The 26,354-nt window shown below is 74.4% G+C and carries 22 protein-coding genes; 15 read left to right on the forward strand and 7 right to left on the reverse strand.

The genetic code is table 11. From position 1 onward, the window contains the following. Positions 1–40: 40 nt before the first annotated feature. The 3 genes from ACFV1W_RS11935 to thiE are packed head-to-tail and all read left to right on the forward strand — an operon-like array spanning position 41 to position 2,286. Positions 41–1,243, forward strand: a complete 1,203-nt coding sequence (locus ACFV1W_RS11935) for an NAD(P)/FAD-dependent oxidoreductase (protein ID WP_380415491.1) — start codon at positions 41–43, stop codon at positions 1,241–1,243. Positions 1,244–1,276: 33 nt separating this feature from the next. After that, positions 1,277–1,642, forward strand: coding sequence for an Rv2175c family DNA-binding protein (locus ACFV1W_RS11940; protein ID WP_380415493.1), 366 nt, complete (start codon positions 1,277–1,279; stop codon positions 1,640–1,642). Next, positions 1,642–2,286 carry a thiamine phosphate synthase gene (gene thiE, locus ACFV1W_RS11945; RefSeq protein WP_380415494.1) on the forward strand — a complete coding sequence of 215 codons (645 nt, stop codon included), beginning with the start codon at positions 1,642–1,644 and terminating at the stop codon, positions 2,284–2,286. The genes ACFV1W_RS11940 and thiE overlap by 1 nt, the downstream gene beginning before the upstream one ends. A gap of 34 nt (positions 2,287–2,320) precedes the next feature. Here the strand turns inward: thiE and ACFV1W_RS11950 are convergent, their stop codons facing one another. Beyond that, on the reverse strand, positions 2,321–3,427 hold the full coding sequence (locus ACFV1W_RS11950) for a polyprenyl synthetase family protein (RefSeq protein WP_380415496.1): 1,107 nt from the start codon (positions 3,425–3,427) through the stop codon (positions 2,321–2,323). A gap of 184 nt (positions 3,428–3,611) precedes the next feature. Between ACFV1W_RS11950 and metF the strand changes: the two genes are divergently transcribed. Next, complete coding sequence (gene metF, locus ACFV1W_RS11955) at positions 3,612–4,529, forward strand: methylenetetrahydrofolate reductase [NAD(P)H] (RefSeq protein ID WP_380415497.1); 918 nt, start codon at positions 3,612–3,614, stop codon at positions 4,527–4,529. Positions 4,530–4,715: 186 nt separating this feature from the next. Further along, positions 4,716–5,594: a hypothetical protein gene (locus tag ACFV1W_RS11960; RefSeq protein ID WP_380415499.1), complete on the forward strand. Its 879-nt coding sequence runs from the start codon at positions 4,716–4,718 to the stop codon at positions 5,592–5,594. Between the two features lie 38 nt (positions 5,595–5,632). On the opposite strand, the gene ACFV1W_RS11965 is transcribed toward ACFV1W_RS11960, so the two are convergent. Continuing rightward, on the reverse strand, positions 5,633–7,132 hold the full coding sequence (locus tag ACFV1W_RS11965; RefSeq protein ID WP_380415501.1) for a phytoene desaturase family protein: 1,500 nt from the start codon (positions 7,130–7,132) through the stop codon (positions 5,633–5,635). Positions 7,133–7,154: 22 nt separating this feature from the next. After that, positions 7,155–7,772 (reverse strand): DUF4126 domain-containing protein, encoded by a 618-nt coding sequence (locus ACFV1W_RS11970; protein WP_380415502.1) that lies wholly within the window; start codon positions 7,770–7,772, stop codon positions 7,155–7,157. Positions 7,773–8,352: 580 nt separating this feature from the next. Here ACFV1W_RS11970 and ACFV1W_RS11975 point away from each other — a divergent pair. From ACFV1W_RS11975 to ACFV1W_RS11985, 3 genes are all read left to right on the forward strand, one after another. Beyond that, positions 8,353–8,925 carry an SAV_6107 family HEPN domain-containing protein gene (locus tag ACFV1W_RS11975; RefSeq protein WP_380415503.1) on the forward strand — a complete coding sequence of 191 codons (573 nt, stop codon included), beginning with the start codon at positions 8,353–8,355 and terminating at the stop codon, positions 8,923–8,925. A 45-nt stretch (positions 8,926–8,970) separates the two neighbouring features. Then, a complete protein-coding gene (locus ACFV1W_RS11980) occupies positions 8,971–9,723 on the forward strand; it encodes a methyltransferase domain-containing protein (protein ID WP_380415505.1) in 753 nt (250 codons plus the stop codon). 453 nt (positions 9,724–10,176) lie between these two features. After that, positions 10,177–10,566: a DUF3040 domain-containing protein gene (locus ACFV1W_RS11985; RefSeq protein ID WP_380415507.1), complete on the forward strand. Its 390-nt coding sequence runs from the start codon at positions 10,177–10,179 to the stop codon at positions 10,564–10,566. A 125-nt stretch (positions 10,567–10,691) separates the two neighbouring features. On the opposite strand, the gene ACFV1W_RS11990 is transcribed toward ACFV1W_RS11985, so the two are convergent. The 4 genes from ACFV1W_RS11990 to ACFV1W_RS12005 all read right to left on the reverse strand — a co-directional run bounded on the left by ACFV1W_RS11990 (position 10,692) and on the right by ACFV1W_RS12005 (position 16,277). Continuing rightward, the gene (locus ACFV1W_RS11990) at positions 10,692–13,127 is read right to left on the reverse strand and encodes a transglutaminaseTgpA domain-containing protein (RefSeq protein ID WP_380415509.1); all 2,436 of its coding nucleotides are present in this window, start codon (positions 13,125–13,127) and stop codon (positions 10,692–10,694) included. Then, the gene (locus ACFV1W_RS11995) at positions 13,124–14,446 is read right to left on the reverse strand and encodes a DUF58 domain-containing protein (RefSeq protein ID WP_380415511.1); all 1,323 of its coding nucleotides are present in this window, start codon (positions 14,444–14,446) and stop codon (positions 13,124–13,126) included. The genes ACFV1W_RS11990 and ACFV1W_RS11995 overlap by 4 nt, the downstream gene beginning before the upstream one ends. 1 nt (position 14,447) lies before the next feature. Further along, positions 14,448–15,494, reverse strand: coding sequence for an AAA family ATPase (locus tag ACFV1W_RS12000; RefSeq protein WP_380415513.1), 1,047 nt, complete (start codon positions 15,492–15,494; stop codon positions 14,448–14,450). A gap of 240 nt (positions 15,495–15,734) precedes the next feature. Then, positions 15,735–16,277 (reverse strand): beta-class carbonic anhydrase, encoded by a 543-nt coding sequence (locus tag ACFV1W_RS12005; RefSeq protein ID WP_380415515.1) that lies wholly within the window; start codon positions 16,275–16,277, stop codon positions 15,735–15,737. Positions 16,278–16,815: 538 nt separating this feature from the next. Between ACFV1W_RS12005 and rsmH the strand changes: the two genes are divergently transcribed. The 7 genes from rsmH to murD are packed head-to-tail and all read left to right on the forward strand — an operon-like array spanning position 16,816 to position 26,282. Beyond that, the gene (gene rsmH, locus ACFV1W_RS12010; protein ID WP_380415517.1) at positions 16,816–17,790 is read left to right on the forward strand and encodes a 16S rRNA (cytosine(1402)-N(4))-methyltransferase RsmH; all 975 of its coding nucleotides are present in this window, start codon (positions 16,816–16,818) and stop codon (positions 17,788–17,790) included. A gap of 48 nt (positions 17,791–17,838) precedes the next feature. Continuing rightward, entirely contained in the window at positions 17,839–18,468 is a 630-nt protein-coding gene (locus ACFV1W_RS12015; RefSeq protein WP_380415519.1) for a cell division protein FtsL, read from the forward strand. After that, positions 18,465–20,711 carry a penicillin-binding transpeptidase domain-containing protein gene (locus ACFV1W_RS12020; RefSeq protein ID WP_380415521.1) on the forward strand — a complete coding sequence of 749 codons (2,247 nt, stop codon included), beginning with the start codon at positions 18,465–18,467 and terminating at the stop codon, positions 20,709–20,711. The genes ACFV1W_RS12015 and ACFV1W_RS12020 overlap by 4 nt, the downstream gene beginning before the upstream one ends. A 6-nt stretch (positions 20,712–20,717) precedes the next feature. Then, positions 20,718–22,370, forward strand: coding sequence for a UDP-N-acetylmuramoyl-L-alanyl-D-glutamate--2,6-diaminopimelate ligase (locus tag ACFV1W_RS12025; RefSeq protein ID WP_380415523.1), 1,653 nt, complete (start codon positions 20,718–20,720; stop codon positions 22,368–22,370). After that, on the forward strand, positions 22,367–23,770 hold the full coding sequence (gene murF / locus ACFV1W_RS12030) for a UDP-N-acetylmuramoyl-tripeptide--D-alanyl-D-alanine ligase (RefSeq protein ID WP_380415525.1): 1,404 nt from the start codon (positions 22,367–22,369) through the stop codon (positions 23,768–23,770). Before ACFV1W_RS12025 ends, murF begins: the two co-directional genes overlap by 4 nt. Next, positions 23,770–24,831, forward strand: coding sequence for a phospho-N-acetylmuramoyl-pentapeptide-transferase (mraY, locus tag ACFV1W_RS12035; protein WP_380415546.1), 1,062 nt, complete (start codon positions 23,770–23,772; stop codon positions 24,829–24,831). Before murF ends, mraY begins: the two co-directional genes overlap by 1 nt. 11 nt (positions 24,832–24,842) lie before the next feature. Continuing rightward, positions 24,843–26,282: a UDP-N-acetylmuramoyl-L-alanine--D-glutamate ligase gene (gene murD / locus ACFV1W_RS12040; RefSeq protein WP_380415527.1), complete on the forward strand. Its 1,440-nt coding sequence runs from the start codon at positions 24,843–24,845 to the stop codon at positions 26,280–26,282. The last annotated feature ends 72 nt before the right edge of the window (positions 26,283–26,354 follow it).

Raw genomic sequence — 26,354 nt, forward strand, 5'->3', positions numbered from 1 at the left:
GGGCGGACGGCCGTCGGGGCCCGCCCGGGCACTGAGTACAGTGACGGGCGTGGCAGAGCTGAGCGGAACGGACCAGGTGGTCGTCGTCGGAGCCGGGCTGGCCGGAGCGCAGTGCGCCCTGAAGCTGCGGCAGGGCGGCTGGCGGGGGCGGATCGTCCTGGTCGGCGAGGAGCCGCACGCGCCGTACGACCGGCCGCCGCTCTCCAAGGACGTGCTGCTCGGCAAGGCCGACGCCACCACCCTGGACATCGACTACGAGGGGCTCGGCATCGAGCTGCTCACCGGCCGCCGCGCCACCGGCCTCACCCCCGGTGTGCTGCACACCGACGGCGGCGACCTCCCCTACGGCTCCCTGGTGATCGCCACCGGCGCGACCCCGCGCGTCCTGCCCGGGGCCGAGCGGGCCCACCTGCTGCACACCGTGGACGACGCCCTGGCGCTGCGCGCGCTGCTGCGCCCCGGCCTGCGGCTGGTGCTGGTCGGCGCGGGCTGGATCGGCGCCGAGGTGGCCACCGCCGCGCGGCAGGCCGGCTGCGCGGTCACCGTGGTCGAGGCCGGTCCGGCGCCGGTGCCGGGCGCGCTGCCGACCGAGGTCGGCTCGGCGATGGCCGCCTGGTACGCCGAGGCCGGGGTCGAACTGCGCTGCGGCGTCGGCGTGGCCGCCGTCGAGCCCGGGGCGGTGCTGCTGGCGGACGGCTCCCACCTGCCCGCCGACGAGGTGGTGGTCGGCGTCGGCGCCCGGCCCGCGACCGGCTGGCTGGCCGCCTCGGGCGTCGAGCTGGACGCCTCCGGCGCGGTCGTGGTGGACGGGCGGCTGCGCACCGGCCTGCCCGGGGTGTTCGCGGCCGGGGACTGCGCCAGCTACCCGTCGGCCCGCTCCGGCGCCCGGCTGGCCGTCCAGCACTGGGACAATGCGCTGCAGTCGGGCGGGGCCGCGGCCGCCGCCGTGCTCGGGGCGGACACGCCGTACGACCCGGTGCCGTACTTCTGGTCCGAGCAGTTCGGGCGGATGGTCCAGTACGCGGGCCGCCACGCCGAGGGCGACGAGCTGCTGTGGCGCGGCAGCCCGCGGGACGCCGCCTGGTCGGTGCTGTGGCTGCGTGACGGGGTGCCCAGCGCGCTGCTCGCGGTGGACCGGCCGCGCGACCTCACCCAGGGCCGGAAGCTGATCGAGCGCGGGGCGGCGCTGGACCGGGCACTGGCGGCGGACCCGGCGGTCGCACTCAAGGGGGCCACCGCTTAGCGCCGGGAGGTGCCGAGGTGGCAGTCTGGTGCCGTGAGTGAGATCGATGCCAAGACTGACGCCCTGGTCCCCGAGTGGCTGTACCTGCCCGACATCTCCGAGCGGTGGGGTGTGCTGGTCACCGAGGTCCGCAACATGGTCAAGAAGGGTGACCTGATCGCGGTCCGCCGCGGTCCCAACAAGTCGCTGCAGGTCCCGGCGGCGTTCATCGACGAGAGCGGCCCGGTCAAGCACCTGGTCGGCCTGCTGACCGTGCTGCGGGACAGCGGGTTCTCCGACGAGGAGATCGTCGAGTGGATGTTCACCGAGGACCCGACGCTGCCCGGCACCCCGGTGCAGGCGCTGTGGGAGAACCGCGCGACCGAGGTCAAGCGCCGCGCCCAGGCCATGGCCCTGTGATGACCGACCCGCGGTCCCGCCTGGCCGACGCCCGGCTCTACCTGTGCACCGACGCCCGCCGTGAACAGGGCGACCTGGCCGAGTTCCTGGACGCGGCGCTGGCCGGCGGGGTGGACATCGTCCAGCTCCGCGACAAGGGCCTGGAGGCCAAGCAGGAGCTGGCGGCGCTGGAGGTCTTCGCCGACGCCTGCCGCCGCCACGGCAAGCTGTTGTCCGTCAACGACCGCGCCGACGTCGCCCACGCGGCCCGGCCGGACGTGCTGCACCTCGGCCAGGACGACCTGCCAGTGGCGGCCGCCCGGGCGATCCTCGGCGAGGACGTGCTGATCGGACGCTCCTGCCACGCCGAGTCCGAGGTGGACGCGGCGGTCGCCGAGCCGGGCGTGGACTACTTCTGCACCGGCCCGGTCTGGCCCACCCCGACCAAGCCGGGCCGCCCGGCGCCGGGCCTCGGCCTGGTCTCGTACGCGGCGAAGCGGGCCACCGACCGGCCGTGGTTCGCGATCGGCGGGATCGACCTCGGCAACGTGGACGAGGTGCTGGCCGCCGGCGCCCGCCGGATCGTCGTGGTCCGGGCCATCACTGCGGCGGAGGACCCGCGGGCCGCCGCCGCCGAGCTCGCCCGCCGGGTGCGCGCCGCCTGAGTCCGCCCCGGGCCGTCCTCCGGGGCCGTCGCCGTCAGTACTTGCGGACGGTGGCGGCCTCGGCCAGTGCCAGCAGCACCGTACGGGCCCGCTCGTCGGCGAGCGGCGCCGCCGCCAGGGCGGCCAGCGACTGGTCCATCAGCTCCTCGATCCGCCGCTCCACCAGCTCGGGCGCGCCGCTGCGGGCGACCAGCTCCCGCAGCTCGGCGACCTCCTCGGCGGCCAGGTCCGGCGCGCCGAGCCGGGCGTCCAGGTGCCGGGCGTCCGCCTGCGGCAGGGCGCGCATCGCGTGGGCGACCAGCAGGGTGCGCTTGCCCTCGCGCAGGTCGTCCCCGGCGGGCTTGCCGGTGACGGCAGGGTCCCCGAAGACGCCGAGCAGGTCGTCCCGCAGTTGGAAGGCCTCGCCCAGCGGCAGCCCGAACGCCCCGAGCGCCTCGACCGGCTCCGGCCCGGCCCCGGCGAGCAGGGCGCCGACCTGCAGCGGCCGCTCGATGGTGTACTTCGCCGACTTGTAGTGCAGGACGGTCCGGGCCCGCTCCAGCGCGCCCTCGTCGGCCGAGTCGCCGGCCACCGGCTCCAGCACGTCCAGGTACTGGCCGAGCATGACCTCGGTGCGCATCAGGTCGAACACGGGCTTGGCGGCCAGCACGGCGGCCGGGTCCAGGCCCGAGCGCAGGAACAGCTCGTCGCACCAGATGAGCAGCAGGTCGCCGAGCAGCACCGCGGCCGAGGCGCCGTACTGCTGGCGGTCGCCGCGCCAGCCGTTGTCCCGGTGCAGCGCCTCGAAGCGGCGGTGGACCGAGGGCAGGCCGCGGCGGGTGTCGCTGCGGTCCATCAGGTCGTCGTGCACCAGCGCGCTGGCCTGCAGCAGCTCCAGCGCGGCGGCCGCGTTGGCGATCCCCTCGCCCCCGGCCGGCCCGCCGGCGGCGCGCCAGCCCCAGTAGCAGAAGGCGGGGCGCAGCCGCTTGCCGCCGTCCAGCAGGAAGTCGCGCAGGGCGTCGGCGGCGGGCACCAGCTGCGGCGAGATCTTGCCGAGCAGAGCGGACTGGTCGTCCATGAACGCGGCGAGGGCGGCGTTGACGCGCGTGCGGACGTCCTCCACGTCAATGGGGTTGGCCGGCCGGTTGCTGGACGAGGTCACGATGAGGCTCCGCTGGTTCGCTGGGGGTGCAGCAAGCGTAGCGGGGCGGCCGGGAACGGGCGTGCGAGCGGGCCGGCGGGGGCCCGAGGGGTCGGCGGAACGGAAGCGGAAGAGCGTCCACTACTTGTCCCGAATCGTGGAATCGAGTTGTCCGGCCCCTTCGGCGGCCCGATAACCTGCCAGCATGGCACTCGGCATCGCCTCCACGAGACCGGACCGCGCACTCACGGTCCGCGAGCTCCTGGCGGCCGGAAAGCGCTCCTTCTCCTTCGAGTTCATGCCGCCCCGCACCGAGGTGGGCGAGCAGAAGCTCTGGGACGCCATCCGTCGACTCGAACCGCTGGACCCGAACTTCGTCTGCATGACGTACGGCGCCGGCGGCTCCTCGCGCGAGCGGACCGTCAACATGGTCGGCCGGATCGCCACCGAGACCACGCTCACCCCGGTAGCCCACCTGACCGCGGTGGACCACTCGGTCGCCGAACTGCGCAACATCATCGGCCAGTACGCCGACCAGGGAGTGCGGAACGTCCTCGCGGTCCGGGGCGACCCGCCCGGCGACCCGATGGGCGAGTGGGTCCGCCACCCGGAGGGCGTCACCTACGCGTACGAGCTGGTGGAGCTGATCAGGGGCATCGGTGACTTCTGCGTCGGCGTCGCGGCCTCGCCGAACATGCACCCGCGATCGTCCGACTGGGACGAGGACATCCGGCACTTCATCGCCAAGGTCCGCTCCGGCGCCGACTACGCGATCACCCAGATGTTCTTCGAAGTGGACGACTACCTGCGGTTCCGCGACCGGGTCACCGCGGCGGGCTGCGAGACGCCGATCATCCCGGAGATCATGCCGGTCACCAACGCCAAGCAGCTGGAGCGCTTCCCCCAGCTCAGCGGCTCGGCCTTCCCGGCCGACCTGGAGGCCCGGCTGCGGGCCGCCGTCGACGACCCGGCGGCGCTGCGGGCGATCGGCATGGAGCACGCCACCGCGATGGCCGAACGGCTGCTCGCCGAGGGTGCGCCCGGCCTGCACTTCATCACGCTCAACCACTCGACGGCGACGCTGGAGATCTACCAGAACCTGGGGCTCCACCAGCGCCCGTAGGGCGTGTGTCGCCCACGGCCCGACGTTGCGTTCACCGGCCCGTCACCGTTCCGCAGTGGCGGGCTCGGTCGTGTGCGTCCGGTGCCGCCCACGGCGGGAACGCGATGCGGTACCCCGGCCGTTGAACCGGTACAGTCGCCGCACACGCGCGGCGCGCGCGGGCACGCGACTGGAGGTAGCGCGCGGATGGGCATCGGATACCTGCTGCTGTACGTCGCGTTGGCGGTGGTGGCGCTCTGGCTGGTGGCCGAGGTGCTGCTGCAGAACCGGGCGCCGCTGCACTGGCGGGTGCTCGCCCTGGCCGGCTTCCTCGGCGTGGCCGTCGGGATGGGCCTCGGCTCGGTCGTGGTGATCGGCGCCGGAGCGGGCCTGTTCGCCGTCGGCCAGGCCTTCGTGACGCTGTCGGTCAAGAAGGGCTACCGGACCGGCTGGTCCCTGCGGAAGGCCGACGGCAGCCTGCCCGGTCCGCTCGCCAAGGTGCCCCTGCTCGGCGCCCTGACCGGCGGCGCGGCGGTCGCGGCCGTCGCGGCGGCGGAGCAGAAGCGGGTCGGTGAGGTCAGCGCGGTCGAGGAGGCCGCGGCCCCGGGCGCGGCGCCCGTCGAGGAGCCGGAGGCGGGAGCGGCGCCGGTCGCCGAGGAGGCCCCGGCGGTCGAGCGGACCGCCGCCTTCGACATGCAGGAGCTGGCCCAGGACGGCGTCTACGCCCCGTCCTACTACGAGCAGCAGCAGGCCCAGCAGCCGCAGGACCCGTACGCCCCGGCCTACCAGTCCGGCTACGACCAGCAGCACTGGCAGACCCAGCAGCAGCCCGCTTACGCCTACGACCAGCAGGACCCCTACGGCGGCTACGCCCAGCAGCAGGACCCGTACGGCGGCTACCAGCAGCAGCCCCAGGACCCGTACCAGGGCTACCCGCAGCAGGCCTGGGACCCGAACGCCCCCCAGCAGCACCAGCAGCAGTGGCAGCCCCAGCCCGACCAGCAGGGCCACGGCATCCCGCAGCAGCCGGCCTACGACCAGAGCGGCTACGGCTACCAGCAGCAGAACAGCTGGCACCAGGGCTGAGGACGGCCCTGGCGCGTGATCCGGAAGACGCGTCCCGGCTAGGCCGGGCCGATGAGGTTGGCCGTGATGCAGGCCGACATGCCGACCCTGGCGAGCCCGCCGCCGGGGTGGGCCGCGCCGCCGATCAGGTAGTAGCCCGGGTACTCCTCGGTGGCGGCCTGGAGGTAGGCGCCGCGGGCGCCGGGCAGGGCCGGGCGGGGGACGGCGCCGAAGAGGGAGCCCTGCTCGCGTTCGGTGTCGGCCGGGGTGCGGACCACCCGCCACAGCACGCGCTCACCGAGGCCGAGACCGGCGGCGTCCGCGTGGGCGAGCATCCGGTCGGCGAAGCGGTCGGCGGCACCGGGGGCCGCCCAGTCGTGAGTCCTGGCGGAGGGGACGGTCGCGGTCAGGACGGCGGTGTGGTGGCCCGCCGGGTACAGCGAGGGGTCGTCCGGTCGGAGCACCTGGACGGTCGGGCGTTCGGCGAGGGGGGCACCCCGGTCGAAGATCCCGGCCCGTTCGGCGGCCGGGTCGGCCGCGTGGACGACGGTGCGGTGCACGGTGCCCGCCGGGCGCTCCCCGCGCAGGGCCAGCAGCACCACGACCCGGCCGGGGACGTCCTCGGCGCGGTGCGCCGAGGCGGGCCGGTCGTCCGGGGTCCCGGCGGTGCCGGTCAGCTCGTGGTACTGCACGTTGGCGTCCAGTGCGGAGACCACGACATCCGCCTCGACCGGGCCGGCGGTGGTGTCGATCCCGCGGGCGCGGCCGTCCGCGGTGAGCACCTGCTCGACCCGGGTGTCGAAGCGGAACTCGACCTTGCGCTGCTCGCAGCGGCGGTACACCGCGTCGGCCAGCGCGCGCAGGCCGCCCCTGACGTACCAGACGCCGAAGGACTGCTCCATGTACGGGAGCACGGTGGCCGATGCCGGGGTGCTCCACGGGTCGAACCCGAAGCGCAGCGCGTGCTCGGCCAGCAGGGCGGTCAGGCCCGGGTGACCGCCGAGCTCCCGGGCGGCGACATCGGAAAGCGTCCATCGGCCGGAGGGCCGCAGCCGGGCCAGGCCCCGCCTGGGCGGGACGGGGTACGGGTCGGCGTGCAGCGGCGTGGGGTCGGCCGGGAGCGGCTCCTCCAGCAGCGGGCGGCGGGTGGCCTCCCAGACCGTCCGGCCGCGGTTGACCATCGCGTTCCAGCGCTCGCCGGAGCCGGCCCCGAAGGCGGCGTCCAGGGCCTGTCCCACGCCGCCGCGGGAGGCGTTGGGCAGGGCGAGGTCACTGCCGTCGGGGAACAGGTGCCGGCTCTCCGGGTCGACCGGCGCCAGGTCGACCAGGTCCTCCAGCGGCTCCCGGCCGGTCTTCAGCGCGAGGTCGCGGTAGACCGCCGGCAGGGTGAGCAGGCCCGGCCCGGTGTCGAAGGCGAAGCCGTCGCGCTCGTACCGGCCGACCATGCCGCCGTAGGTGCCTCCCGCCTCGCAGACCGTCACCCGGTGGCCGAGGGTCGCCAGCCGGGAGGCCGCCGCGAGCCCGCTCATTCCTGCGCCGATGATGACGATCCGTGCCATGGCACCCGATCCTAGGCCGCGGCTACGTCCGGCCCGCGAAAGCCCCCTCGGCGGCCGCCCTGGCGGCCCTGCGCTCGCGGCGGCGGGCCCGGAACGCCCGGATCCGGCCGATCAGCAGCCGGACCAGCAGCAGGCCGGCCGCCAGCAGCACCGCGGCGATCGAGGCGGCCGCCCAGGGGTGGAAGATCGCCAGGGTGACCAGGCCGGCCACCGAGAGGTCCTCCAGCAGGCTGACCACGATGTTGCTGGCCGGTTCGGGCGAGATGTTGACGGCCATCCGCAGCGAGGCCTTGACCAGATGGGTGACCAGCGCGGTGGTGCCGCCCATCGCCCCGGCCGCGACCTCGCCGAGCGAGCCCGGGTCGTTGCTCGCGATCAGCACGCCGACGACGGCGCCGGCGATCGGCCGGATCACGGTGTGCACGGCGTCCCAGACGGTGTCCACGTAGGGGATCTTGTCGGCGACCGCCTCCAGCAGGAACAGCACGGCCGCCGCGACCAGCACGTCGGTGCGCTCCAGCGGGTGCGGCACCGACTCCGCCCCGGCGAACCGGCCCAGCAGGCCGAGCAGCAGCACCACCGCGTACGCGTTGATGCCGCTGGCCAGACCGCTGGTGAAGATCAGCGGCAGGACCGTCATCGCGTCCCCCTCCTCGCTCCTCCGGGCCCTCCGGCCCCGGCCGGGACCACCCGGCCCCGCCGTACCGTACCGGGACCCGGGACGTCGCGGGCCACCGCCGCGGTTCCGCGTCCGACGGGACCGGGGCCGACTGAGTACGGGTACTCAGATCCGCGGTTGAGTACGTCAGCGGATGGCCTCCGACCTGCTGGGACGGGAGAGTAGTGGCACCCGGGAGGACGGCGCGTCGGGCGCCGCCGTCCCGGGTGGCGGATCCGTCCGTCCCCCCGGCCGGGAGGGCCTGGGGGACGGCGGCCGAGATCCGCGAACGGGCGCCGGTCTCGGGCCCCGCACCGCCGGCACGGGGCGGCGGAGCGGGCCGGGGGGAGACCGGTCACCGTACGGGGGAGAACGGGGGGAGTTCGCCACCGCCGCCCGGTGGGGGGTGGGCGGGGCGACGGCAGACGGCGGCGGCGCGGACCGGGGGGACCGCGACCGCCGCCGGTACGCCCGTTCCCGGCGCCGGATTGTCAGTGGTGCGGTTCACGATGGGGGAGCACGGACCACCCGGTCCGCGCGCTGCCTCGGAACGGGGGAGACCATGACCATCAGCCGTCCTGAGCCCGTCACCGCCCGCCTCCACTCCGCCGCCCTTCCGCACGTCCCCGGTGGCCGCCCGGCCGGGCGGGACGTCCACCCGGTGCTGCGCCGGATCGCCGCGCCGCCGGCCGCCCTCGACCTGCTCGCCGACGCCCACCGCACGCTGGCCCGCGCCCGCGCGCTGGAGGACCCGCTGGAGCGCTACGCCACCGCCCACCTGGCCGCCCTGCGCACGGTGGCGGCCGTACTGGCCGTCCGCGGGCGCCCGGAGAAGAACCCGCGGCGGCGCAAGGCGATCCGCAGCGCCTGGGAGGTGCTGCCCGAGGTGGCCCCCGAACTGGCCGAATGGGCGCTCTACTACGGCGCCGGCGCCCGCCGCCGGGCCGCCGCCGAGGCCGGGATCCGGGGCGCCGCCTCGGCCCGCGACGCGGACGACCTGATCCGCAACTCGGCCCTGTTCCTGCGCCTGGTCGAGCGCCTGCTCGGCCTGCACCCGGCCCCGCCCGCACCACGCCTGCCGCTCGACGGCGGGGAGCCGGGCGGCGCGGGCGAAGCCGCCATCCGTCAGGCATAAGGTGGAGGGAACCTGATCGATCTGCACGTGCCAAGGAGCCCCACCTTGTACCCGACGCGTCCCCGCAGCGCCCTGCGTACCGCCGTGGTCTGGGAGGTGGTGCGGACAGCCCTGGAGAAGCGGGCGGCCGAGCTGGACCAGCCGGTGCTGGACGTGGTCGACACCGGCGGCGGCACCGGCAACTTCGCCGTGCCGGTGGCCAAGCTCGGCCACCGGGTCACCGTGGTCGACCCGAGCCCGGACGCGCTGTTCGCGCTGGAGCGCCGGGCCGCCGAGGCCGGGGTGACGGACCTGGTCCGGGCCGTCCAGGGCGACACCCAGACGCTGCCCGAGCTGGTCGCGCCCGGCACCGTGGACGCGGTGCTCTGCCACGGCGTGCTGGAGGTCGTTGACGACCCGGCCGAGTCGCTGGGCAGCCTGGCCGCCACCCTGCGCAAGGGCGGCCTGGTCAGCCTGCTGGCCGCCAACCGCAACGGCGCGGTGCTGGCCCGTGCGCTGGCCGGCCACTTCGCCGAGGCCCGTACGGTGCTCTCCGCCGTCGACGGCCGCTGGGGCGAGCAGGACCCGATGCCGCGCCGCTTCACCGGCGAGGAGCTGGGCCGGCTGGCCGAGGGCGCGGGCCTGCGGGTGGAGTCGGTGCACGGCGTCCGGGTCTTCGCCGACCTGGTGCCCGGGGTGCTGGTGGACACCGAGCCGGGCGCGATGGAGGCGCTGCTGAAGCTGGAGGAGGCCGCCGCCGCGCAGCCGGCCTTCCACGCCGTGGCCACCCAGCTGCACCTGCTGGCCACCCTGGCCTGAGGCCCCTTCCCGGAGCGGACCGGGGCCCCCGCGACACCCAGGATCCCCCGCCCGCCGTCGTACGGTTCGCGCACCGCACGGCGGCGGTTCGCTCCCCCGACGGCCCCCGGACTCCCGCTCCTCGTGCGGGTGCGCCCGCGAAGCTCCCCCAGGTCCGGGTCGATCCCATCGGCTCGGGCACTTGTACGGGCGGTCCGGCGTTGAGCGGGGTGCGGCCCCGGCCGCTCGAAGTGGCCCGGCCCACGCGGCGCAGACCACCCCGTAACGGGCCCACGGACCGTATGATCTGGGTAAAGCCGGAAAGCATGACAGCCGGACGCGTGGGGCATATGGACGACACGGGCCGGGTCCCCCACACGGGCGTCCGACCGCGTGCCCAAGGCTGATTGGACTGGCCTCCCCGACCGGGGTGGCGGACCGGTCGCACCCGCGACCGACGAGTAGGAGGACTCCGTGCCGCTCTCGGAGCACGAGCAGCGACTGCTCGACCAGATGGAGCGAGCGCTGTATGCCGAAGATCCCAAATTCGCGTCGGCGCTTGAGGGAACCGGGCTGCGCACCTACACCCGTCGGCGGGTCTACCTGGCCGTCGCCGGATTCGTGGTGGGGGTCGGTCTGCTGATGGGCGGCATGGTCGTTCCGGACCAGATCTGGGTCAGCGTCGTGGGGTTCCTGGTGATGCTCGGGTGCGCGGTGTTCGCCGTGACCGGCTGGCGCCGCGGGCCCGCGGGCCAGGGCTCCGGCCCCCGCCAGGCCGCCGCCCCGCGCCGCAAGGCCGGGATGATGGACCGCGTGGAGCAGCGCTGGCAGCGCCGCCGGGACGAGCAGACCGGCGGCTTCTGAGCCGTACCGGTCAGGGCCGGGACGGCAGCCGGGCCAGGACCACCCCAGGACCTCCGAGGACCGTTGCGAACGAGAGCCGGGGCGGGCAGTCGATCGACTGCCCGCCCCGGCTCTCGCGCGTCCCGTCAGGCCCCGGGGCCTGACCGCTCGCGCCGGGTGAACACCCGCCGCACCGGGCCGGTGACCGCCTCGACGGCCCGGCCGGTGCGGGTGGCGACGGCCGTGCGGGCCGCCCGCACCTCGTCGGAGATCCGCCACCACAGCTGGGCCGAGGACGGCGGCAGCAGCAGCGCCCGGATCCGACCGCGCCGGCCGGCGTCGGCCTGGAGGGCGCGTCGGGCGGTGCGGACGTCGGCGGCCAGCGGTGCCGTGGTCGCCTGCCCGGCCGGGGCGTAGAGCACCCGCTCGGTGGCCAGCGCCAGTCGCCCGGCGGCGGCCGCCGCCTCCGCGTCCAGGTGCGCCGTCTCGGTGATCCGTCGAGCGGCGGAGCGCGGGGTGCGTGACTCGTCCGGGGGAATTCCGAGGTCCCAGGCGGAGTCGACCAGCTCGTCCCAGGCGGCCAGCACCTGGGTGTCGGTGAGCTCGGTCGGGCCGTCCCCGCCGGGTCGGCGCCGCCCGCCGCCGAGCCGGCGACGGCGCACGGCGGTGCGCCAGAACATCGGGACGAGCAGCAGGGCGATCAGTGCCAGCACCACGGCCAGGGTGCCGAGCACCTGCCCGGACAGCAGCCAGGACTCCTCGGCGGCCTGGCTGACGACCTTGCCCTTGGGGCCGCAGTCGCCCAGCTGGCGCTGCTTGGCCGTGCAGTCCGAGCTGCTGGACGGTGCCGGGGCGGCGGCCGCGCTGGTCGCCGCTGCGGTCGGCTGCTGGGTGGGCGCCGTGGTCGGGGCGCTGGACGCCTCGGTGTAGCGGGTCGGGACGCCCCGGCTCGGGGTCGGCTCGAAGCGCATCCAGCCGTAGCCGGAGAAGTACAGCTCGGGCCAGGCGTGGTACATCCGGCCGGTGACCGAGTAGCGCTTGCCGTCCTTGGTGTCACCGGGGGTGAAGCCGACCGCGACCCGGGCCGGGATCTTCAGCACCCGGGCCATCGCCGCCATGGTGGAGGCGAAGTGCACGCAGAAGCCCCGGCGGTCGCGCAGGAAGACCGCGATCGCGTTGCTGCCGGTGCCGCCCTCGACCGAGGTGTCGTACTTGAACTGCGGTCCGGTGAACCAGTTCACCAGCGCCGTCGCCCGGTCGTAGTCGTTGCGGGCGTTGGCGGTGACGGCCCTGGCCTGGTCCGCGACCACCGACGGCAGGTCGGAGGGGAGGGCCGTGTAGCGCTCCCGGACGTCCTGGGGCGCGAGCGGCGCGGTGCGCAGCTCGTCGGCGGTGGGCCGCAGGTCCAGCGCGCTGACCTGGTAGTGCAGCCCGCGGATCGCCTTGTCGCCGACCGGCACGACGGTGCCGGTCATCGGGTCGAGCTTCCAGTCGTTGCGGTCGGGGAGCGTGACCGAGGCGGCCGGGTACGGCATCGGCAGCCAGCTCTTCTCCAGCTGGTCGCCCACCTGGAAGTCGCCCTTGATCCGGGGGACGTTGGGGTCGTGCAGGCCCTCGGGCGCGGGCAGGGTGACCGGGAGGTCGCGGACCACGGCGCTGCTGAGCTTCCAGTTGGCGCCGTCGAACTGGTCCAGCGAGCCGGTGCGCAGGTAGATCTGGTCGGCGAGGTCGCTGTCCAGGGTGTAGCTGAGCAGTTCGTTGTTGCTCGGCTTGGTGATCGCGGACTCCAGGCTGACCAGCGGGTCGAGGCTGGTCGCCACGCTGCCCCCGGTGCCGCTGCCGGACGACCCGCCGGAGCCGGAGCCCAGCAGCCCGAGGTCCCAGCGCGGCAGGAAGACCGGCAGCAGCAGCGCCAGCGCGAGCGCCAGGACGCCGACCTGCTGGCCGCCCAGGCTGACGTGGTTGGAGGACACCGTGCCGCGCGCGCCGCCGCGGAAGACCCGGCCCCAGCGGGAGACCCGGTCCTGGCCCTCGGCGAACAGCAGCGCCAGGTAGCCGGCCGCGGCGAGGCAGAACCAGACCCAGCTGCCGTGCTCCCCGGCCAGGGCGTTGCCGATCGAGAACAGCGCCAGCAGCGGCAGACCGGCCAGCGCCGCGCGCCGGTAGGTCACCGCGATGGTGTCCACCAGCACGGCGATCAGGCCGACCGCGGAGACCAGGATCAGCCGCAGGCCCGCCGTCGGCGGGGCCGGGATGGCGTACTGCCCGATGTCGTCGATGCCGGAGGAGAACACCCGGCTCAGCACGCGCAGCGCGTTCGCCCCGGGCAGCACGCCCGCGGTCATGCCGGAGCCGGCGAAGCCGATCAGCACCAGCAGGAGCAGCACCAGCACCTGGGCCACCGGCACCGACCAGCGGTACAGCGGGGATCGGCGCACGCCCACACCGACGGCCGAGATCACCCCGACGACCAGGACGGCGTGGGTGAGCCAGCTGCGGGTGGTCAGCAGCGGAAGCATGCACAGCGAGGCGAGGACGGTGGCCAGCGCCGAGTAGACGGTCAGTTTGGCCCGGGTGGTCACGCGCCGGCCTCTTCTCGGTAGGGGGCGGTGGTCTTGGCACCGTCGGCGGCCCGCCACAGGTCCGGCAGGGAGTCGCCGGCCCGGACCGGCAGGACCGTCCAGCCGGCCGCGCGCAGCTCCCGGACCCGCTCGCGGAACGGGTCGCCGCCGGTGTCGGGGGCGATCATCCGCAGGCCGGCCCAGGTGCCGGTGTCGAGGAGGAGGGCGATGGCCCCGCCGGTGCGGCTGCGCAGCTTGGCCAGCCGGGCGGCCTGGGCCTGGTCCAGGTCACCGAGGACGGCGACCAGCAGGCCCTCGCCGCCGGCCCGCAGCGGCTCCTCGGCACGGGAGAGCCCGGCGCCGTCGGACAGGTCGGCGATCGCGAGGGCGTCCAGGATCAGCCCGGAGGTGTCGGCGGCGAGGTTCTGGCCGCCGGCGCCGGGCCCCGGCACCGACTGACCGGTGTCGGTGAGCAACTGGGTCTGGTAGCCGCGCTCCAGCAGGTGCACGGCGACGGACGCGGCGCAGCCGACCGCCCACTCGAAGGAGGAGGCCGGGCCGCTGCCCCGGTGGCCCACCTCGCGGGTGTCCAGCAGGACGGTGGCCCGGGCCTTCTGCGGCTGCTCCTCGCGGCGCACCATCAGCTCGCCGTACCGGGCGGTGGAGCGCCAGTGCACCCGGCGCAGGTCGTCGCCGGGGCGGTACTCGCGCAGGATCACGTCGTCGTCCCCGGCCAGCGCCAGCGTACGGGTGTGGCTCTCGCCCTGGCCGATCCACTCACCGGTCAGCCGTACCTGCGGCAGCGTCTGCACCTGGGGGACGACGGTGAGCACGTCGGAGGCGGCGAAGCCGCGGTTGACCTCGCACATCCCGAACGGGTCGGACAGCCGCAGTTGCAGCGGCCCGAGCGGGTAGCGGCCGCGCAGGTCGGAGCGGACCCGGTAGGAGACCTCACGGAAGCCGCGCGGCTCGACCCGGTCCAGCACGAAGCGCGGGCGCGGCCCGAGCACGTACGGGACCTTGTCCTCCAGGAGCAGCAGCCCGGTGGGCACCCGGGAGACGTTGTCCACCCGCAGGTGGACCCGGGCCTCCTGGCCGGCGATCGCCCGGTGCGGGCTGAGCCGGCGTCCGCTGGCCACCCGGTAGCGGGTGCTGGCGACCACCAGGGCGGCGGCCAGCGGCAGGGCGGCGAGCAGCACGCCGACCCGCAGCAGCGCGTCCTGGTCGAGCACGTAGGCGCAGACCACCGCGGTCAGGCCGGCCGCCAGGAAGGAGCGGCCCCGGGTGGTGAGGCCGCGCAGTCCGGCCCGCAGTCCGCCGGACGGGTCGGACGGGGCCACCTCAGCCCCTCCGGACGGCCGGGCCGCCCTGCGGGCGCGGCAGCGGCAGCCGGGCGACCAGGTCGGTCACGATCTGCTCGGAGCTGCGGCGGCCGAGCTGGGTCTCGGCGGTCGGCATCAGGCGGTGGGCCAGGACCGGGACGGCCAGGCGCTGGATGTCGTCCGGGGTGACGTAGTCGCGCCCGTCCAGCGCGGCGGCGGCGCGGGCGGCCCGGACCAGGTGCAGGGTGGCGCGCGGCGAGGCGCCCAGCCGCAGCTCGGGGCTGGTGCGGGTGGCGCCGACCAGGTCGACGGCGTAGCGGCGGACCGGGTCGGCGATGTGCACGGTGCGGACCAGGTCGACCAGCTTGAGGATGTCGGCTGCGTGCGCGACCGGCTGGAGGTCGTCCAGCGGGTTGGTGCCGCCGTGCACGTCGAGCATCGCGAACTCGGCCTCGGGGCTGGGGTAGCCGATCGAGATCCGGGCCATGAAGCGGTCCCGCTGGGCCTCCGGGAGGGGGTAGGTGCCCTCCATCTCGACCGGGTTCTGGGTGGCCACCACCATGAACGGCGAGGGCAGCTCGTAGCTGGTGCCGTCGATGGTGACCTGGCGCTCCTCCATGGACTCCAGCAGCGCGGACTGGGTCTTGGGCGAGGCGCGGTTGATCTCGTCGCCGACCACGATCTGGGCGAAGATCGCGCCCGGGCGGAACTCGAAGTCGTGCCGCTGCTGGTCGTAGATGTTGGTGCCGGTGACGTCCGAGGGCAGCAGGTCGGGGGTGAACTGGATGCGGCGCACGGTGCAGTCCACGGACCTGGCGAGCGCCTTGGCCAGCATGGTCTTGCCGACGCCGGGCACGTCCTCCAGAAGCAGGTGGCCTTCGGCGAGCAGCACGGTCAGGGCGATCCGGACCGCCTCAGGCTTGCCCTCGATCACGCTCTCGATGTTGGCGCGGACCCGGTCAACGACCGCAGCGAGTTCGGGGAGCCCGATCCGCTGGTACCCGTTCGCCCTCTGTTCGCCCCCCGCAGGACTGCCGAGACCGGCCTGATCGCTGTAGCTCGTCACCCGTTTACGCTCCCTGGCACGCTGCGCCCGCCTCACCCGAGGCCGGACCCCACCCCATGCTTGACGCGACCGTCCCGGAGGCGGTTCCGATGGGGATCCGGCGCCGGGTTGGCGGCCTGCGGCCCGGCCGCCCCAGGTGGTTCGGGGCCTGACCGGCAGGCGCATTCTCCCCCGTTCGGCGGCCAGAAGTCACCATTCGGCCGTCGCCGAATGCTGTTGCCCGCCCGCTCGGGGGGCCCGCTACCGGACCTCGCGCAGCAGCCCGGTGTGGACGTCGAAGACGAAGCCGCGGACGTCGTCGGTGTGCGGCAGGAAGGGGGAGGTACGGACCCGCTGCATGGACTGGCGGACGTCGCCGTCCAGGTCGACGAAGGACTCCACCGCCCACTGCGGGCGCTGGCCGACCTCCAGCTCCAGTTCCCGGCGGAAGTCCTCGGTGAGTCCGAGCAGGCCGCAGCCGGTGTGGTGGATCAGCGCGACCGAGCGGGTGCCCAGGGCGCGCTGGCTGATGGTCAGGGACCGGATGGTGTCGTCGGTGACGACGCCGCCGGCGTTGCGGATGACGTGGGCGTCGCCCAGTTCGAGGCCGAGCGCCGCGAACAGGTCGAGGCGGGCGTCCATGCAGGCCACCACGGCGATCTTCTGGACGGGACGGGCGTCCATGCCGCCGTCCCGGAAGGTCACCGCGTACTCGCGGTTGGCCGTGACGAAGCGGTCGATGATGGTCGGTCTCGGGGAGTCGGCAGCGGCGTTCGGCGTGGGCCGGTCGGGAGTCACTGTCATGGGGGCGACGTTAGTGCGAACCGGGGCCGCGCGGTGGGGCGGAGAGCTACAGAACGCGCCGCTGTGATCGAGCGCATAGCGACAACGGCACGGTTTGTCCGGGCTGGTCCCGGAGTGGGTCCGTACCCGGCGCTCGACGGGGCGCGCGGCGGCCGCCCCAGGCCCCCGGTCGGCGGCTCCGCCGGACCGCCCCGACTGCCGCGACCTGCGGTGATACGTACCGCCGCCTGGGTGGTGCGCCGGAGCGGACCATTGACTGGAAGGGCCCGCGCGATAGAGTTGCGGCGCGTTGGAGCACACCCGCCGGAGCCCGTCAACCGGGCGTCAGCCGTGCGGCGGGGCCCGTCCGATGCGGCCCGTGGCCTCCACCCGCTCCGTGTTCACCTGGCGCACCTTCCCCGGTGCCGGGCGGCCACGACCTTCCCCCTGAGCGGGCGGGGACCACGGGCCGCGTCGTCGTGCCGGCGGGCGGTGGGCGAGAATGGTCGGAGCTCCCGGACGACGGGCTGCTCCGCACCGAGGAAGGGCGCCACCGCGCATGACCACCAACGAACCGGGTCCCAAGCACGTTCCGGTGATGCTGCAGCGGTGCATGGACGCGCTGGCCCCGGCGATCTCGCGCCCCGGTGCCGTGGTGGTGGACGCCACCCTCGGCCTCGGCGGGCACAGCGAGGCGCTGCTGACCCAGTTCCCGGAGGTCCGGCTGGTCGCGGTGGACCGCGACCCGCAGGCGCTGAAGCTGTCCGGTGAGCGGCTGGCCCCGTTCGGGGACCGGGCCACCCTGGTGCACGCGGTGTACGACGAGATCCCCGAGGTGCTGGAGCGGCTGGGCATCGACCGGGCGGACGGCGTGCTCTTCGACCTCGGCGTCTCGTCGATGCAGCTGGACGAGGCCGACCGCGGCTTCGCCTACGCCCAGGACGCCCCGCTGGACATGCGGATGGACCAGACCCGGGGGATCAGCGCGGCGGAGGTGCTGAACACCTACAGCCACGGCGACCTGGCCCGGATCCTCAAGGTGTACGGCGAGGAGCGGTTCGCCGGGAAGATCGCCTCCGTCATCGTGCGGGAGCGGGTGAAGGAACCGTTCACCAACAGCGCGCGTCTGGTCGAGTTGGTGCGCAACGCCATTCCGGCGGCGACCCGCCGGACCGGGGGGAACCCGGCCAAGCGCACCTTCCAGGCGTTGCGGATCGAGGTCAACGGCGAGCTGGAGGTCCTGGACCGGGCGATCCCGGGGGCGCTGGACGTCCTCGCGCTCGGCGGCCGGATCGTGGTGATGTCGTACCAGTCGCTGGAGGACCGGCTGGTGAAGCAGTACTTCGCCGCCGGGGCGACCAGCACCGCCCCGCCGGGGCTCCCGTTCATCCCGGAGGAGCACCAGCCCTGGCTCAAACTGATCACCCGCGGGGCCGAGCTGGCCACCGAGGAGGAGATCGAGGAGAACCGGCGCGCCGCGCCCGTGCGGCTGCGGGTGGCGGAGAGGATCAGGGACCGAAGCAAGCGGGGCTGAGGATCGGCTCCGGCGGGGTCCGAAGGGCGGAGGAGAGCAGTGGGGCCGGTGGCCGGTGAGGTCCGGGCGGGGCGGGGAGGACTCCCCGGGCAGGGCAGGGCGCGGATCACGGTCCGGCCGGGGCGGCGCCCCGTCCGGGGACGCACGCCGTTCGCGGTGCTCGTGGTGGTGCTGCTGGCGGCGGGGTTGCTCGGTCTGCTGGCGCTGAACACGGCCCTCAACGAGGGCTCCTTCGAGCTGTCCCGGCTGCAGAAGCAGACCACCAGGGCGACCGACGAGCAGCAGAGCCTCCAGCTCGAAATCGACCAGAGCTCGGCTCCGGACGCGCTGGCCAAGCGGGCCGGCGAGCTGGGCATGGTCCCGGCCGGCGGGATGGCCTTCCTGGACGTGCCGAACGGCGGCAAGGTGATCGGCACGCCCGGCCCGGCGCAGGACAGCCCGCCGGTGAGGAAGTCGACGGTCGATCCGTGGCCGACGAAGCCCTCGCCGGGGGCGCAGAGCCCGGCGCAGCCCCAGCTCCCGGCCCAGCCGAGCGGCTCGCCGGGCGCCCAGCCGTCGGCGCAGCCGACCGGCCAGGCGCCCGCGCCGCCGACCCCGGCGGCCTCGGCCGGTGACTCGGTGATCCAGCTCAACCCGGTGTCGCCCGCGCCGGCGCAGCACGGGGGTGGCACCAGATGACGACTCCCCGCCAGCCGTCCGGTTCCGGTTCCGGGTCGGGCTCCGGCCGACGGCAGCCGCCGGGCACCGGTGCGGCCCGACCCGTCGCCGGGCGCGGCCAGCCCGCGAAGGGGCAGCCGGCCAAGGGCCAGGGCGCCGCCCGCGGCCAAGCCGCCAAGGCGCAGGCCCCGAAGAGCCAGCCGGCGAAGGCCCAGCCCGTGCGGAGCCAGTCGGCCAAGGCGCAGCCCGCCAAGGCCGCCGCCGCGGGCCGCACCCCGCGTGCGCCGCAGCAGCGCCGCCCGGAGGGCCGTCCGCCGGCGCGCAGCCAGGCGGCGGTGCGGCCGCGCCCGAAGTCCCGGCCGCCGCAGCGCCCCAAGGCGCTGAAGCTGGCCGAGCCCAAGCGTCGGCTGCGGGTGATCACGGTGGCGCTGTCGCTGGTGTTCTCGGTCTTCGCCGGGCGACTGGTGCAGCTCCAGCTGGTGGACGCCGACGCGCTGGCCGCCGACGCCAACACCAACCGCTACCAGAACATCCCGATCACCGCCGAGCGCGGCTCGATAACGTCCGCCGACGGCGTCGCGCTGGCCGCCACCGTGGACGCGTACGACATCACCGCCGACCCGGCGATGTTCACCCCCGGGGCGACCGGCATCCCGGACGCCCCGGAGCAGGCGGCCGCGCTGCTGTCGCCGATCATCGGCGTCGCCAAGGACAAGATCGCCGCCGACCTCCACACCCCCAAGACCCGTTACAAGCGGCTCGCCGCCCAGCAGACCCCGGCCGCCAAGAACCAGATCAGCGACCTCAAGTCGAGCCTGGAGAAGCAGGCCGGCTCGCGCGCCTGCCAGGCGCAGAAGAAGCTGCTCGGCAAGCCCGCCGACCAGGGCGGTCGCACCCGGGTGGACAACGAGTGCGCCAACCCGCTGGCCGGGGTCTTCAACCGGGAGACCCAGAAGCGGATCTACCCGGCCGGCGGACTGGCCGCCAACCTGGTCGGCTTCGTCAACGGCGAGGGCGAGGGCGCCGGCGGGCTGGAGCTGCAGTACCAGAAGCAGCTGGCCGGCAAGGACGGCCACAGCAGCTACGCCCAGGCGGGCGGCCGACTGGTGCCCACCGCCGGCGGCTCGATGGACCCGGCGGTGCCCGGCAGCAACATCAAACTGACCATCAACCGGGACGTCCAGTGGGCGGCGCAGCGGGCGATCACCGACCAGGTGGCCAACTCCGGGGCGGAGAAGGGCTACGTCGTCGTCCAGGACGTGAAGACCGGCCAGGTCATCGCGATGGCCTCCGCGCCCGGCTTCAACCCCAACGACCTGAGCCTCACCAAGCCGTCCCAGATGGGCAACCCGGCCCTGGTGGACGCCTACGAGCCGGGCAGCACCGCCAAGCTGATGAGCCTGGCCGCCGTCCTGGACACCGGCAAGGCCAACTGGGACACCAAGGTGACGGTGCCGTACCCGCTGGTTCGGGCCGGGCAGCAGTTCAAGGACGACGTCGAGCACGGCACCTGGTACCTGACCCTGGCCGGGGTGCTCGCCAAGTCCTCCAACATCGGCACCATCGAGGCGATCGAGACCCTCGGCGACGGCGACCAGCTGAAGGCCAACCAGGTCCTGGACGGTTACATGCGCAAGTTCGGGGTGGCCCAGCCGACCGGTCTCAACTTCCCGGGGGAGACCGCGGGCAAGCTCAAGAAGCCGGAGGACCTGGTCGCCTCGGAGAAGTACAACATCTCCTTCGGCCAGGGCCCGCTGCAGATGAACGCGCTGCAGGCCACCTCGGTGTACTCGACCATCGCCAACGGCGGGGTGCGCGTCGCGCCGAGCATCGTCCAGGGCATCACCGGGCCGGACGGCAAGTACACCGCGACGCCGCCCGGCGAGCAGACCCGGGTGGTCAGCGAGCAGACCGCCAAGACCCTCACCTCGATGCTGGAGTCGGTCGTCGACGACGAGCAGGGCACCGGCGGCAAGGCCGCCATTCCCGGCTACCGGGTCGCCGGAAAGACCGGTACCGCCAACCGGGGGGCCGCCGACGGCAAGGGCTACGACGGCTACACCGCCTCCTTCATCGGCTTCGCCCCGGCCGACGCCCCCCGGTACACCGTCTCCTGCACGCTCCAGGGCCCGGTCAACGGCCACTTCGGCGGCCAGCTGTGCGGCCCGGTGTTCAAGCAGGTGATGGAGTTCACCCTGAAGACCATGCAGGTCCCGCCGAGCGGGAGCCCGGCGCCGAACCTGCCCGTCGAGTGGAAGCCGTGAGCGAGGATGAGCAACCAGCGGGTCGGTCCGGACGGCGGCGCGGCGGAGGCCCGGTTTGGCCCTGGGCACCCTTCGGCGGATAGCCTTCCCGCCGTGCCGAAACCCGATCAAACCACCGTGAGTCCGCCCCGCCCGACCGGGACCGCCGCCCTGCCGCTCGCCGAGCTGGCCGGCCGGCTGGGTCTGCCGCCCGTCGAGGGCGGCGCCGTCACCGGTGTCACCCACGACTCCCGCGCGGTGCGCCCCGGTGACGTGTACGTGGCGTTCCCGGGCGCCAACCACCACGGCGCGGCCTTCGCCGGCAGGGCCGCGGAGGCCGGCGCGGTGGCCGTGCTGACCGACCCGGCGGGCGCCGAGCTGGCCGCCCCCACCGGCCTGCCGCTGCTGGTCGTCGACCGGCCGCGGGCCCGGATGGGCGAGCTGGCCGCGATCGTCTACGGCCACCCGTCCGAGCGGCTGCTGATGATCGGGCTGACCGGCACCAACGGCAAGACCACCACCTCGTACCTGGTCGAGGGCGGTCTGCGCGGCGCCGGGCGCAGCCCGGGCGTGATCGGCACCGTCGAGATGCGGGTCGGCCAGGAGCGGATCAAGAGCGAGCGCACCACCCCCGAGGCCACCGACCTGCACGCGATCCTCGGCGTGATGGCCGAGCGCGGCGCGGACGCGGTGACCATGGAGGTGTCCAGCCACGCCCTGGTCTTCGGCCGCACCGACGGGGTGGCGTACGACGTCGCCCTGTTCAACAACCTCACGCCCGAGCACCTCGACTTCCACCCGGACATGGAGGACTACTTCCAGGCGAAGGCCCGGCTGTTCCAGCCCGGCAAGTCCCGCCACGGCGTGGTCAACCTGGACGACGAGTACGGCCGCCGGCTCGCCGCCGAGGCGAAGATCCCGGTAACCACCTTCTCCGCGACCGGCGACGCCGGGGCGCACTGGCGGGCCCTGGACGTCCAGCTCGGCCCGACCGGCTCCACCTTCCGGGTGGTCGGCCCGGACGGCGCCGAGGCGGACGCCTCCGTCCCGCTGCCCGGCCCGTTCAACGTCGCCAACGCGCTGGCCGCGATCACCGTGCTGGTCGCCGCCGGGCTGCCGCTGGAGCGGGCCGTGGCCGGCGTCGCCGCCGTGGCCGGCGTGCCGGGCCGGCTGGAGCGGGTGGACGCCGGGCAGCCGTTCGTCGCGGTGGTGGACTACGCGCACAAGCCGGACGCCCTGAAGGCCGTCCTCGGCTCGCTGCGCGAGGTCACCAAGGGCCGGCTGCACGTCGTGGTCGGCTGCGGCGGCGACCGCGACCCGCACAAGCGCGGCCCGATGGGCGCCATCGCCGCCCGGCTCGCCGACACCGCCCTGCTGACCAGCGACAACCCGCGCAGTGAGGACCCGCTGGCGATCCTCGCCAGCATGCTGACCGGCGCCGCCGCGGTGCCCGAGGCCGAGCGCGGGGACGTCCTGGTCGTGCCCGACCGGGCCGAGGCGATCGAGCTCGCGGTGGCCCGCGCCCAGGCGGGGGACACCGTGCTGGTGGCCGGCAAGGGCCACGAGCTCGGCCAGTACGTACGAGACGAGATCCGCCCCTTCGACGACCGGGAGGTGCTGCGCGAATCCATCGCGCGGACCACGGCCGCCCGGGGCGACCGAGGAGTAGAGCAGCAGTGATCGCACTGACCCTCGCCGAGGTGGCGGCCGCCGTCGGAGGCACCCTGGACGGAGCCGACCCGGACACCCTGGTCACCGGCCCGGTCGAGGTCGACTCGCGGAAGGTGGGCCCCGGCGGCCTGTTCGCGGCCTTCGTCGGCGAGAACGTGGACGGCCACGACTACGCCGTCACGGCGGTCGAGGCCGGCGCCGTCGCGGTGCTGGCCTCCCGCCCGGTCGGCGTGCCCGCCGTCCTGGTCGACAGTGTGGTGGAGGCGCTCGGCCGGCTGGCCCGTGCCGTGGTCTCGCGCGCCTCGGGCACCGCCGTGGTCGCGCTGACCGGCTCGGCCGGCAAGACCAGCACCAAGGACCTGATCGGCCAGCTGCTCCAGCGCCACGGCGAGACCATCTTCCCGCCCGGCTCGCTGAACAACGAGATCGGCCACCCGATGACCGCGCTGCGGGTCGAGGAGGGCACCCGGCACCTGGTGATGGAGATGGGCGCCCGGCACAAGGGCGACATCGAGTACCTCACCTCGATCACCCCGCCGCGGATCGGCCTGGTCCTCAACGTCGGCACCGCCCATCTCGGCGAGTTCGGCTCCCAGGAGGCGATCGCCGAGGCCAAGGGCGAGCTGGTCGAGGCGCTGCCCGCCGACGGCGCCGCGATCCTCAACGCGGACGACCGGCTGGTGCGCGCGATGGCCTCCCGCACCAAGGCGAAGGTGGTGCTGTTCGGGGAGTCCCCGGACGCCCACGTCCGGGCGACCGACGTTCGCCTGGACGCCACCGGACGGCCGTCGTTCACGCTCACCACCCCGGCCGGTTCCGCGCCCGTGCAGCTGCGCCTGTACGGTGAGCACCACGTCTCGAACGCCCTCGCCGCCGCCGCGGTGGCGACGGAGCTCGGGATGACCGTCGACGACACCGCGGCAGCCCTGGGCGAGGCGGGTGCGCTGTCCCGCTGGCGCATGGAGGTCGTCGACCGGGCCGATGGTGTCACCGTCGTCAACGACGCCTACAACGCGAACCCCGACTCGATGCGGGCCGCGCTGCGGGCGCTGGTCTCGATGGGCGGCCGCGGTCCGGAGCGCCGCCGCACCTGGGCGGTGCTCGGCGAGATGCGGGAGCTCGGCGAGGACAGCCTGGCCGAGCACGACGCCATCGGGCGGCTCGCCGTCCGGCTGGACGTCACCAAGCTGGTGGCGGTCGGCGGACGCGAGGCGGCCTGCATGGAACTCGGCGCGAGGAACGAAGGTTCGTGGGGTGAGGAGTCGGTGCTGGTGTCCGACGCGGACGCGGCGGTCGAGCTGCTGCGCAGTCAGCTTCGTCCGGGGGATGTGGTCCTGGTGAAGGCGTCCCGTTCGGTGGGGCTGGAGAAGGTGGCCGAGGCCCTCCTGGCGGACGGTGCTGCCCGATGATGAAGCAGATCCTCTTCTCCGGGATGATCGGCCTGATCCTCTCGCTGGTCGGCACGCCCGCCCTGATCAAGCTGCTCGCCCGGCAGGGCTACGGCCAGTACATCCGTGACGACGGCCCCAAGGCGCACCACAGCAAGAAGGGCACGCCCACCATGGGCGGCATCGCCTTCATCCTGGCGACCCTGATCGCGTACTTCGCCACGAAGGCGATAACGGGCGACACCCCGACCGCCTCGGGGCTGCTGGTGCTCTTCCTGACCGCGGGCCTCGGCCTGGTGGGCTTCCTGGACGACTACATCAAGGTCGTCAAGCGCCGCTCGCTCGGCCTGCGGGCGAAGGCGAAGCTGGCCGGCCAGTCGATCGTCGGCCTGGTGTTCGCCATCCTGGCGCTGCAGTTCCACGACGACCGCGGGCTCAGCCCGGCTTCCGAGAAGCTGTCCTTCGTCCGCGACTTCAGCTGGTCGATCGGCCCGGTGCTGTTCGTCATCTTCGCTTACTTCATGATCGCGGCCACCTCCAACGGCGTGAACCTGACGGACGGTCTGGACGGTCTCGCCACCGGTGCCTCGGTGATGGCCTTCGGCGCCTACACGTTCATCGGCGTCTGGGAGTACACCCAGAGCTGCGCGTACTTCATCTCCGCCACCGGTGCCTGCTACGACGTCCGGGACCCGCTGGACCTCGCGGTGGTCGCCTCGGCCCTGATGGGCTCCTGCTTCGGCTTCCTGTGGTGGAACACCTCGCCCGCCAAGATCTTCATGGGCGACACCGGCTCGCTCGCCCTCGGCGGCGCCCTGGCCGGTCTCGCGATCTGCTCGCGCACCGAGCTGCTGCTGATCATGCTCGGCGGCCTCTTCATGATCATCACCCTCTCGGTGATCATCCAGGTCGGCTCCTTCCGGATGACCGGCAAGCGCGTCTTCAAGATGGCGCCACTGCAGCACCACTTCGAACTCAAGGGCTGGAGCGAAGTCCTGGTCGTGGTCCGCTTCTGGATCATCCAGGGCCTCTGCGTGGCCGTCGGCCTCGGCCTCTTCTACGCGGGATACCGGACGGGATGACGAACCCCCAGATGACCGAGACGCAGTTCGTGAACCTGCCCGTGGTGGTCGCCGGCCTCGGCGTCTCGGGCATCAGCGCCGCGCGCGTCCTGAACGGCCTCGGCGCACGCGTCACCGTGGTGGACGGCGGCAGCGGCGAGGGCCTCAGGGCCCGCGCCGCCGAGCTGGAGGCCATCGGCGTCGCGGTGCGCCTGGGCGACGGCGCGAGCCTGCCCGAGGGCACCGAGCTGATCGTCACCTCGCCCGGCTGGGCCCCCGACAGCGCGCTGTTCGCCGCCGCCGGGGCGGCCGGGGTGCCGGTCTGGGGCGACGTCGAGCTGGCCTGGCGGCTGCGCAAGCCGCTGCCGGGCACCGGCGAGCCCGCCCCCTGGCTGGCCGTCACCGGCACCAACGGCAAGACCACCACCGTCCAGATGCTCGCCTCGATCCTCACCGCGGCCGGCAGGCGCACCGCCGCCGTCGGCAACGTCGGGGTCTCGGTGCTGGACGCGGTGCTCGCCGAGGAGCCGTACGACGTGCTCGCCGTCGAGCTCTCCAGCTACCAGCTGCACTGGGCGCCCTCGCTGCGCCCGCACTCGGCGGCCGTGCTCAACCTGGCCCCGGACCACCTCGACTGGCACGGCTCGATGGAGGCGTACGCCGCCGACAAGGGCCGGATCTACGAGGGCAACGTGGTGGCCTGCGTGTACAACCTGGCCGACCCGGCCACCGAGGCGCTGGTCCGGGAGGCCGACGTCGAGGAGGGCTGCCGGGCGATCGGTTTCGGCCTCGGCGCGCCGAGCCCGTCGAACTTCGGCGTGGTGGACGGCCTGCTGGTGGACCGCGCCTTCGTCGAGGACCGGGCCCAGAACGCGGCCGAACTGGGCTCCGTCGAGGACGTGAACCCGCCTGCCCCGCACAACATCGCCAACGCGCTCGCCGCGGCGGCGCTGGCCCGGGCGTACGGGGTCGAGCCGAAGGCCGTCCGGGAGGGCCTGCGGGCCTTCCGCCCGGACGCCCACCGGATCGCCGAGGTCGGTACGGTCCGCGAGGTCACGTACATCGACGACTCCAAGGCCACCAACACCCACGCCGCCGCGGCCTCGCTGGCGGCCTACCGGCCGATCGTCTGGATCGCCGGGGGACTGGCCAAGGGCGCGACCTTCGACGACCTGGTGCAGGGCGCGGCCGAGCGGCTGCGCGCGGTCGTGCTGATCGGGCAGGACCGGGCGCTGATCCGCGAGGCGCTGGAGCGACACGCTCCGGATGTGCCGGTGATCGAGGCGGCCGAGGGCCAGACTGGCGCGGTGGCGATGGCCGAGGTCGTTCGAACGGCCGCATCGCTCGCTCGATCGGGTGACACGGTGCTGCTGGCTCCGGCCTGCGCGTCGATGGACATGTTCACCAACTACGGCGAGCGCGGCGACCTCTTCGCGGCGGCCGTCCGGGAGCTGGCGGACTCCGGCGAGTGAGCCGAAGGGCCGCGCCGACGACCGTCGGCGTCGGGCCGGAGCGGCCCGGAGGCGGCGAACGAGCCGCATGAA

The organism is Kitasatospora sp. NPDC059648 (genome assembly GCF_042734825.1).
GTDB lineage: Bacteria > Actinomycetota > Actinomycetes > Streptomycetales > Streptomycetaceae > Kitasatospora.